This window comes from Rhodococcus huquni (assembly GCF_055231055.1).
Genome location: NZ_JBUYWE010000022.1, coordinates 1 through 9294 on the forward strand (window position 1 = coordinate 1; position 9294 = coordinate 9294).

At 64.9% G+C, this 9294-nt stretch carries 6 protein-coding genes and 1 rRNA gene; 3 read left to right on the plus strand and 4 right to left on the minus strand.

The annotated features are described in order from the left end of the window. Positions 1 to 172: 172 nt before the first annotated feature. Positions 173 to 289 (plus strand): 5S ribosomal RNA (gene rrf / locus ACZI8R_RS21005). A 37-nt stretch (positions 290 to 326) separates the two neighbouring features. Here the strand turns inward: rrf and ACZI8R_RS21010 are convergent. Beyond that, positions 327 to 1382 carry a hypothetical protein gene (locus ACZI8R_RS21010; protein ID WP_463381581.1) on the minus strand — a complete coding sequence of 352 codons (1056 nt, stop codon included), beginning with the start codon at positions 1380 to 1382 and terminating at the stop codon, positions 327 to 329. 126 nt (positions 1383 to 1508) lie between these two features. Here ACZI8R_RS21010 and ACZI8R_RS21015 point away from each other — a divergent pair, with 126 nt between their 5' ends. Then, positions 1509 to 2156, plus strand: coding sequence for a GntR family transcriptional regulator (locus ACZI8R_RS21015; protein WP_463381582.1), 648 nt, complete (start codon positions 1509 to 1511; stop codon positions 2154 to 2156). Beyond that, positions 2153 to 3415, plus strand: coding sequence for an MFS transporter (locus ACZI8R_RS21020; protein ID WP_463381583.1), 1263 nt, complete (start codon positions 2153 to 2155; stop codon positions 3413 to 3415). The genes ACZI8R_RS21015 and ACZI8R_RS21020 overlap by 4 nt, the downstream gene beginning before the upstream one ends. A gap of 10 nt (positions 3416 to 3425) precedes the next feature. Here ACZI8R_RS21020 and ACZI8R_RS21025 read toward each other — a convergent pair whose 3' ends face one another. The 3 genes from ACZI8R_RS21025 to ACZI8R_RS21035 all read right to left on the minus strand — a co-directional run bounded on the left by ACZI8R_RS21025 (position 3426) and on the right by ACZI8R_RS21035 (position 8991). After that, the gene (locus tag ACZI8R_RS21025) at positions 3426 to 3692 is read right to left on the minus strand and encodes a hypothetical protein (RefSeq protein ID WP_463381584.1); all 267 of its coding nucleotides are present in this window, start codon (positions 3690 to 3692) and stop codon (positions 3426 to 3428) included. A 74-nt stretch (positions 3693 to 3766) separates the two neighbouring features. Beyond that, on the minus strand, positions 3767 to 5098 hold the full coding sequence (locus ACZI8R_RS21030) for a M1 family metallopeptidase (RefSeq protein ID WP_463381586.1): 1332 nt from the start codon (positions 5096 to 5098) through the stop codon (positions 3767 to 3769). Further along, positions 5083 to 8991, minus strand: a complete 3909-nt coding sequence (locus ACZI8R_RS21035) for a Pls/PosA family non-ribosomal peptide synthetase (protein WP_463381587.1) — start codon at positions 8989 to 8991, stop codon at positions 5083 to 5085. Before ACZI8R_RS21035 ends, ACZI8R_RS21030 begins: the two co-directional genes overlap by 16 nt. Positions 8992 to 9294: the final 303 nt, after the last annotated feature.

Genomic DNA, 9294 nt, shown 5'->3' on the forward strand with positions numbered 1-9294 from the left:
TAGGCCGAGGACTTACCACAAAGAAGCTACGCGTCCACTGTGCAGTATCTGAAACAACACACACGTGTTTCGGATACTGGAAACGAACCACCCCCATCGATCACCCCACATTTTTTGTGGTGGCTGGTGGTGAGGTGTTCGTCGAAAGTTGTGTGTGACAGTTTCATAGAGTTACGGCGGCCATAGCGAGAGGGAAACGCCCGGTCCCATTCCGAACCCGGAAGCTAAGCCTTTCTGCGCCGATGGTACTGCACTCGACAGGGTGTGGGAGAGTAGGACACCGCCGAACATCCGTTACTGAAGCCCCCCAACAATGTTGGGGGGCTTCAGGCATTTCCGGACAAGTGCAGATTGATCCGGTAGGAAAGAATCGCCATTGTGAAGATGCCGATGGCAACGGCGACGAGGGCGCCGAATCCCTCGGTCGCGAAATCTACGAGCGCGTTGAGCGCCGTGAAAGTCAGTGCAGCAACGCGTAATGCGCGAAGCGGTCCGAGTGCAGATCCACGTCGCAGTTTGAGCATCGCCGGTAATGCCAGCGAGAAAGTGATGATTGCGCTGGCGAAGAGGATTCCACTGCTGATACCCATCTCGTCTATGTCGATCTTCGTGTCGTCATTGTCGATGTGCAGTCCGCCGGCGACCAGTTGGGCGATGCCGAAGGTGAGCCCGAGGAACGAGGCCAGCACGAGCAGCCAGCCGACAATCGGCACCCAATATCTGCTCCTGAGGAAGCCGGGAATGAGCTTTGGGGCGAACTGAAGCACGGAGTGCAGTCGGTCGTTCCGGTGGTCGGCCGCGTCGATGAGCTGCCGTACACCCTTGCAGGTTTGTCCGTCTGCGCCGAGCCGTTCGGCATGGTCGAGCAGTCGGATGGCGGTTGCCCGGCGGTGAGCAGGGAGGCCGTGGACGACCGAGTCGGCGGCGATATCCGCAGCGTTGGCCAAGTACTCGTAGGCAGTGGGCTGTCTGAAGTCTCGGAGCACTCGAACGGTGACCAGGACGGCCACGACGAGCACGTACATGATCTCCGCGGAGGGGCCGTAAAAGTAGTCGTTGTCGGGAGTTACGAACTTACCGATCTCGTCGAGGAACAGACCGAAGCCGATTCCACCGACAAGTACGGACAGAATGCGGGCGCCGATTCCCAGGAAGATCCATCCGACAAGCAGGGCGATCATCATTGCGGCCCCGCCGTACAGGGCATGCGCAATGTGGAGTGAAGCTCCGCCTACTTGGGGATAGTCGGTGAGATACAGGTAGAGCCTTGTGATCAGAATCGTGCCGATCGCAACGATCAAGAACGCCTCGGCCGACGGGCTGCCGTAGATGCTGCGCAACGCCCGGTGCGGAGTGGCGCGCGTCGTGATTGCGGTGTCCATACGGTCTCCCGGGGGATGGTCTGCATCGCTGCTCACACCCTGTGAAGTCTGTCACGAACTGGGGTTTTGCATCGGGAATGCTTTGCATCGCCTCGCCGTCACGGCGTATAAATACATCTTGTGTCTATGTTGTATTCGGCTGCTGAGCAGGTGTACCGAGAGGTCAAGGAATCGATCCTCTCCGGCGACCTGCCCGGCGGCGAGTTGATAAGCGAAGGCGAGATCGCCGGGCGCATGAGCTTGAGTCGCACCCCGGTGCGCGAAGCGTTTCTCCGTCTCGAAGCGGAAGGCTGGATGCGGCTGTACCCCAAGCGGGGGGCCCTGGTCGTACCTGTGGCCGACGGCGAGGCGGAGAACATCGTCGATGCGAGGCAGATGGTGGAAACCCAGAGCGTCCGGAACGTCGTCGCTCGTCCCGCGGCGTCGAAGGCATTGGCCGAGGAACTCCGAGCGAATCTCGAGGGTCAGCGTGAGATCGCGGAGCGGGGCGATGTCGCCGCGTTCAGTGCTGCAGATGCAGATTTTCACCGCACGATCGTCAAGGCCGGCGGGAATCCGCTCCTGGACACCTTCTATTCGACACTGCGCGAGCGGCAACGCCGTATGACGGCACGGTCCCTCGCCCGCGACCCCAGCCAATTCCCGCGAATCATCGGGGACCATGCGCGGCTCGCGGAACTGGTGACGGCAGGTGATGTGGACGGATTCGCTGCCGCATTGCTCACCCACATGCACGAAGTACACGGACTGGAACCGAGAGGAGGTGCGCGATGACCGAACTGCGCGAGATTGCGACCACAGGACCGATCGATACGAAATCCCCGAGCAAGCGCACCTGGATGCTGGTTGCCGCCAGCATGTTCACCGTCGCCTGGGGCGGGAACGAGTTCACTCCTCTGCTCGTCATGTATCGCCTCGACCACGGCTTCTCGCCCGTCGTCGTGGACTTCCTGCTGTTCGCATACGTGCTCGGAATCGTGCCTGCTCTGCTGTTGGGAGGTCCACTCTCCGACCGGGTGGGACGTAGGCCGGTCATGTTGCCGGCTCCGCTCATCGCGATCGTCGGGTCGTTACTCCTTGCGGTGGGTGCCGATTCCGCGGCTCTGCTGGTGGTGGGCCGCATTCTCTGCGGCATCGCTCTCGGCCTCGGTATGGCGGTCGGCGGTAGCTGGTTGAAGGAACTGTCGACGTCCCCGTGGGATCCTTCGGCAACGGACGGTACCGGCGCGCGCCGCGCCGCCATGAGTTTGACCGCAGGTTTCGGCCTCGGAGCAGGTGTGGCAGGCGTCTTGGCACAGTGGGGGCCGTTGGCGAGCTCGACGGCCTACCTGGTCCACATCGCGCTGACCGGGGCTGCCGGATTCGCGCTCTGGAAAGCACCCGAGACCAGGCGTGCGCAACCGCTGAGCGAGCGTTCGAGGTTGTGGGACGACCTGAAGATTCCGTCCGCAGGACACCGCCGGTTCCTGTATGTCGTGGTGCCGGTTGCTCCGTGGGTCTTCGGGTCTGCTGCCGCCGCATACGCGGTGGTCCCGGCGCTGATGTCGGAGAACAGTGGTGGGGTGCCCGTCGCGTTCTCTGCGCTGCTGTGTGTGGTGGGCCTTGGCGCGGGCTTCCTGATCCAATCACTCGGTCGAAAGATCGACACCCCTGCCAACTCACGTGCTGTTGTTCTCGCGCTGATTCTCGTCGCGGCCGGTATGGCGGCAGGCGGGCTGCTCGCGGACCAGCTCACGATCCCGATCGCCCTTTTCGCGGCGGTGGTTCTCGGCTTCGGTTACGGAATGGCCTTGGTTTCCGGGCTTCAAGAGATCCAGCGAATTGCGGGCCCGAACGACCTCGCTGGTCTCACCGCCGTCTTCTACTCGCTGACGTACCTCGGCTTCGCAGCTCCGGCCGTGATGGCGGTGCTGTCGGAGACGTTCCCCGCTGTCACCTACACGCGGATGTTCGTCTTCGGTGTCCTCGCTGCACTGGCCTGCCTCGCGCTCGTGGTGGCCAAGTGGCGCTCGCACCTGCCCAGTCTCGACTGAGGTCGTCGCCTCAGGAGGGCCAGTGCGTCCCCGGTGGCAGCGTGACGAAGAAGTCGCCGAATCCGGTGTGACATTGGATCCGGGTCGGCGGCGGTGGGTAGATCATGATCATCGGCAACGCTTCGCAATACGGGACGAAGATCGTGGGCGCAGGTGCCGGCGGAGCAGGCTCGGCCACCCCGAGGGCAGGCACCGCCGCCGTCAGAGCAACTGCGGCTGCCGCTGAAGCCCCCAAGCGGGCGAGAGTGCGGGTCGTCCTCGTGCTGTTGCCGATCATGCGGTCCTCCGAGTTGTCCGTTGCCTTCCGCTGTGTACATCGTCGGCGCGGCACGCAGGATTACCCGACGCAGGTCAGAGCGGCGGCAGCGCCTTCTCGCTCAACCAGGCATCCCACAGCGGGCGTAGCGATTCATCGGTGTATCTGCCGGCGAGATCGGTGAACTGTTCGGACGTCACGTTCGAGTGTCGGTGGTCGGTGGCCCACGCACGCAGCAATGCGAAGAACTTCTCGTCGCCGAGCCGCCCACGTAATGCGTGGAGGGTGAGGGCACCGCGCTTGTAGATCCGGTCGTCGAACATCAAGGTCGGACCAGGGTCGGCGACGACGAGATCCTGCGGCGCACGGGCGAGCCCCTGGTGCGCCTGCACGGCGAGCTGCTGAGCCGAAGGGCCGCCCGAATGTTCCGACCACAGCCACTCCGAGTAGCAGGCGAAGCCCTCGTGCAGCCAGATGTCCCGCCACTGGCGCAAGGTCAGAGAATTGCCGAACCACTGGTGTGCGAGTTCGTGTGCCACGAGGCGCTCGGAGGGTTGTCTACCGGTGCAGTGGTTGGCGCCGAAGATCGACAGACCTTGTGCCTCGATGGGAATCTCGAGTTCGTCGTCGGTGACCACGACGGTGTAGTGCGGGAACGGATACGGTCCGAACAGGTCGACGAACAAGTCCATCATTGCGGACTGTTCGTCGAAGTCCACATCGAACGCCGCCCGCAGACGCGAGGGGTGAACCGCAAAGATCGGCACGCTTCCCGAGCCCACGTTGCGATGCTGGTAGGGGCCGATCTGAATGGTGGCCAGGTAGCTGGGCATGGGTTCGGTCTGTTCGTACACCCAAGTGGTCTGGCTGGCGCGTGTCTGCTTTCGGAGCAGGACACCGTTGGCGAGGGCGTAGTACGGCGAATCCGTGGTGATGGAAATCCGGTAGCTGGCTTTGGAACTCGGGTGATCGTCACAGGGAAACCAGGACGCGGCGCCGTTCGGCTGGCTGGCGACGAGGGCACCCTCGGTGAGTTCTTCCCACCCGACCTCGCCCCAGGCACTGCGGATCGGCTGCGGGCTGCCGCTGTACTGCACGGCGACGACGAGCGCACCGCCGGAAGGGATCCGATTGCTCGGCGTGAGGACGAGTTTGCCGCCATGGTGGGACCACTTGACGCCCCTCGACCCGTTCACGGTCACCTTGGCGACCTGGAGGTTCTGGGCCAGGTCGAGCGCGAATCGTGGCCGCTCCTCGGTGGTCACCGCGGTGATCGTGGCTTTGCCTGTCAACCGATTGCTGTTGACGCGGTAACCGAGTTCGAGGTCGTACCGGGACACCCGGTAGCCACGGTTGCCGTTCTGCGGGAGGTAGGGGTCGATCGGCGCCTCCGGCGCCACCCTGCCGGCCTTCAATTCTTCGCCCACGGAGCGATGGGGTTGCCCTGCCATCTCGTGGACGGAGGCACCGTGTCACCTCGCATCACCAGTGAGGCGGGTCCGACCGTCGCTCCCGCTCCGATACCGGAGGCAGGCAGTGCGACACAGTGCGGACCGAGAGTTGCTCCGGCTCCCAGCGTGACGGTGTCCATGGCCATGATCCGATCATGGAACAGATGCGTCTGCACAACGCACCCCCGCTCGACGGTCGCGCCGTCCCCGAGAGTCACCAGGTCGGCCTCCGGCAACCAGTACGTTTCACACCAGACGCCCTTGCCGATGGTGGCGCCGAGACCGCGGAGCCAGACGTTGAGCACTGCGGTGCCCGTAGCCGCGCGTGCGAACCACGGGGCGGCAACGGTTTCGACGAAAGCGTCCGACACCTCGTTTCGCCACACGAACGAGCTCCACAGTGGGTGCTCCACCTTGTCGATCCTGCCGACCACCGACCATTTGGCGGCCACGGAAATCGCTCCCGCAACGGCGCCTGCCACCAAAAGGACGACGCCGCTCAGCAAGGCCGCGAACCAGTAGCCGACGCCCGAGGCCATGGCCTCGAGCGCGAACAGAACGCCGAGCCCGATTCCGAACGTGATCACGACCGGGATCAACCGGCACGTCTCGACCAGTGCGCGAGCAACTTTCAACCGGAACGGCGGCGCGAACGTTCGCGTCGCATCGGCGGTGCCGGCGGCGCGACGCAGTCGCACGGGCGGACTGCCGAGCCAGGACGAGCCCGACTTCGCTTTCGAGGGTGCCGCAGAAAGGACGGCGACCAGACCGTTCTTGGGGACCCGGCGGCCGGGCCCGGCCATACCGGAATTGCCGAGGAATGCGCGTTTGCCGATTTTCGCATGTTCGATGTGGAGCCATCCGCCACCGAGTTCGTAACTCGCGATCATCGTGTCGTCGGCGAGGAAGGCGCCATCCGCGACCGTCGTGTACTTGGGGAGCAGCAACACGGTCGACGCCTCGACGTCCTTACCGATCTTCGCACCGAGAAGCCGCAGCCATCCGGGTGTGAGAAGGCTGGCGTACAGCGGAAACAGGAACGTACGCGCCGAGTCCATCAGCCGCTCCGTTGCCCACACCTGCCACCCGATACGACTTCGGACAGGGTGGTATCCCTCCCGCAACCCGATGGACATGAGTCGAACCGCGATGACCGTCGTCACTGCGAACACGGCGAGGCTGACGAGGGTCGAGAGCGGCAGGTACAGCAGGGATCGAAGGATCGCGGATCCGATCGTGTCCGCGTCTCTGACACCCCAGCCGATCAGAGCGATGCCGGCAACCAGTGCGAAGATCGGCATGCCTGCGAGCACCATCGACGTCAGGCCGAAGATGGGCACCCAGTGCGGTGCGCGCTTCGGGTGTTCCTCGGGCCAGCGGCTGTTGGCTTTTCCGGCTTTCACCGCAGGTGACCCGGCCCATCGTTGACCGGCCTTGACTCGGCCGAACACCGCGGAGCCGGGGTCGACCACGGCGCCCCGTCCGATCCGGGCGCCGGGCAACAGTGTGGATCGAGCGCCGATGGTGGCACCGTCGCCGATCTTGACGGCGCCGATGTGGACGACATCTCCGTCGACCCAGTGGCCGGACAGATCGACCTCCGGCTCGACCGAACAGCCGTCGCCGAGGTCCAGCATTCCGGTGACGGGCGGCAGCGTGTGCAGGTCGACGCCCTGACCGACTTTCGCGCCCAGAGCCCTTGCGTAGTACAGCATCCAGGGTGCGCCGGACAGATTCGCCGCCCCACTGGCTTCGGTCAGACGCAGCGCCGTCCACAGGCGAAGATGTTCGCTGCCACCCCGTGCGTAGGTGCCGGGTTCGAGATTGCGGAGCAGGAGCCGGGAACCCGCGACGGAGATGCACATTCGGCCGAGCGGGGTGATGAAGACGACGAAGGCGATCAGCACCCACCACCACGACACCGACGGCGCCCACGGCACGTCGACGAACCAGGAGAGGACGTTGTTGGCGAGCGCGAGCCACGTGACCCACTGCAGTCCGGTGAGTGTGGTCAGCGGAACCGTCGCCGCGATCTGCGCGATCTGACTGCTTCGGGGAGTGGGCGTCACATCGCGCTGTTCCACCACAGCTGCGGGAGCGAGTTCGTCGAGGTAATCGGCGAGGGAACCCAGGCGCGGATGGTCGTAGAGCTGCGCGACGGTGACTTCCGGGTAGAACTCGCGCAGAGCCGTCACGAGTTGGGCTGCCGACAGTGAGCCGCCGCCGAGTTCGAAGAAGTCGTCGTCGAGTCCGCTCATCCGGGCGCCGAGGATGGAGGTCCAGAGGCCCGCGACCCAGGCAGCAGTGCCGTCGAGTCCGAGCGCCTCCGCTGCGTCCTCGCCGGTGCCAGGCAACGGCCAGGGGAGCGCATTCCTGTCGACCTTGCCCGATGTGCGCGTCGGGAGTTCGTCGAGAAGCGCGAGGCGCGGTACGAGTGCTGCCGGAAGCTGTTCGGCCAACGTCGCGTGTGCTGCCCGAAGGTCGAATTCCGGATCGGTGCTGGCCAGATACCCGACCAGAATCTGGTGTCCAGCGCCGGTCCTGCGTACGGCCGCGGCCGCGCCGCTCACCCCTGGAAGGTTCTGCAGAGCGTTGTCGACCTCGCCGAGTTCGATGCGTCGGCCGCCGAGCTTGACCTGATCGTCGGCGCGTCCCTGGAAGAGCAGCCCATCCAGCTCGAGTCGAACCAGGTCTCCGCTGCGGTATGCCCGCTCCCACCCGAGAGTCGGCATGGGTGCGTACTTCTCGGCGTCCTTGGCCGGATCCAGATACCGGGCAAGGCCCACCCCGCCGATGACCAGCTCGCCGACCTCGCCGACGGGGACCGGGTTTCCGTCGGCGTCGACGACCGCGAGATCCCAGCCGTCCAGGGGGAGCCCGATGCTGACCGGACTCTTGCCGTCCATGAGTGCGCCACAGGCGACGACGGTCGCTTCGGTGGGTCCGTAGGTGTTCCACACTTCGCGGCCGTCGACTGCCAGTCGTTCGGCCAATTCGGGCGGGCACGCCTCGCCGCCGAAGATGAGCAACCGCACCGCTTCGAGCGCCTCGGCAGGCCACAACGCGGCGAGGGTCGGAACGGTCGAGACGATGCTGACGTCTCGCGACACCAGCCACGGGCCGAGATCCATGCCGCTGCGAACGAGTGACCGCGGTGCCGGCACCAGGCATGCACCGTTGCGCCATGCCAGCCACATTTCCTCGCACGACGCGTCGAATGCGACGGACAACCCTGCCAACACTCGGTCTCCGGGACCGATCGGATCGGCCTGCATGAACATGCGCGCTTCCGCGTCCACGAATGCGGCCGCGTTGCGGTGATCGACCGCCACGCCCTTCGGCGTGCCTGTCGATCCGGAGGTGAAAATGATCCAGGCGTCGTCGTCCGGGGTGGGTGGCCGGAATGCAGGAGTCTCGCTGCGCTCGGGTGCTGTGCCGGGAAGTACTCCGTCACCGGTCACGATGGCGGCCACCTGTGCCTCGCCGAACACCAACTCGGCCCGTTCCTCGGGGTCGTCGGCATCCACGGGCACGTACGCGGCGCCGGCGGCCAAGGTTGACAGAATCGCCACGTACAACGAGTACGAGCCCGAAGGCATCCGGATTCCCACTCGATCGCCCGCTCCTACGCCGGCGTCGGCCAACCATCGGGCGCCGTCCTGGATCGCGGTGACGAGTTCCTGGTAGGTGAGGGTGGTCGTTCCGTCGTCGATCGCGGCGGCATCGGGGTGAGCGGCCGCTGTGTCGGTGAGGATGTCGAAGAGGGTGCGCGGCGGGGGTGCGAATCCGGCGCGGAGATACACCTCGGGAACACGTGGGGCGGTAGTGGAATCGGGGCTGTCCGAATCGAACTGTGAGTGGAGCTTCAATCCAGGATTCCTTCGTCATACGAACTGGTGGTGCGGTCCGCTCGTTATCTCACGGTCAGGTGGACGGACGGTGAACAATCGGCGTCGAGAAATAGGTCCGCCACCATTCTCCACCACCGGGTCGCGAGCCCAGTGCGGTTCACGCCCACCCCCCGCGACGAATGTCACACCGGTTTGCGTGAGGCGGTTTCAAGTGGTGGATGCACCGATGAGCTCAGCGAACTTTTCGACTGGTGGGCGGTAGCCTAGCGCCGCCCTGGGGCGTTCGTTGAGTTCGGTGGTGACGAAGCGAAGGTGTTCGAG

Excerpts from the sequence above, each read along its gene's own strand:
- ACZI8R_RS21015 (WP_463381582.1), top strand. The coding sequence starts at position 1,509 with ATGTTGTATTCGGCTGCTGAGCAGGTGTACCGAGAGGTCAAGGAATCG.
- ACZI8R_RS21025 (WP_463381584.1), bottom strand. The coding sequence starts at position 3,692 with ATGATCGGCAACAGCACGAGGACGACCCGCACTCTCGCCCGCTTGGGG.
- ACZI8R_RS21010 (WP_463381581.1), bottom strand. The coding sequence starts at position 1,382 with ATGGACACCGCAATCACGACGCGCGCCACTCCGCACCGGGCGTTGCGC.
- ACZI8R_RS21020 (WP_463381583.1), top strand. The coding sequence starts at position 2,153 with ATGACCGAACTGCGCGAGATTGCGACCACAGGACCGATCGATACGAAA.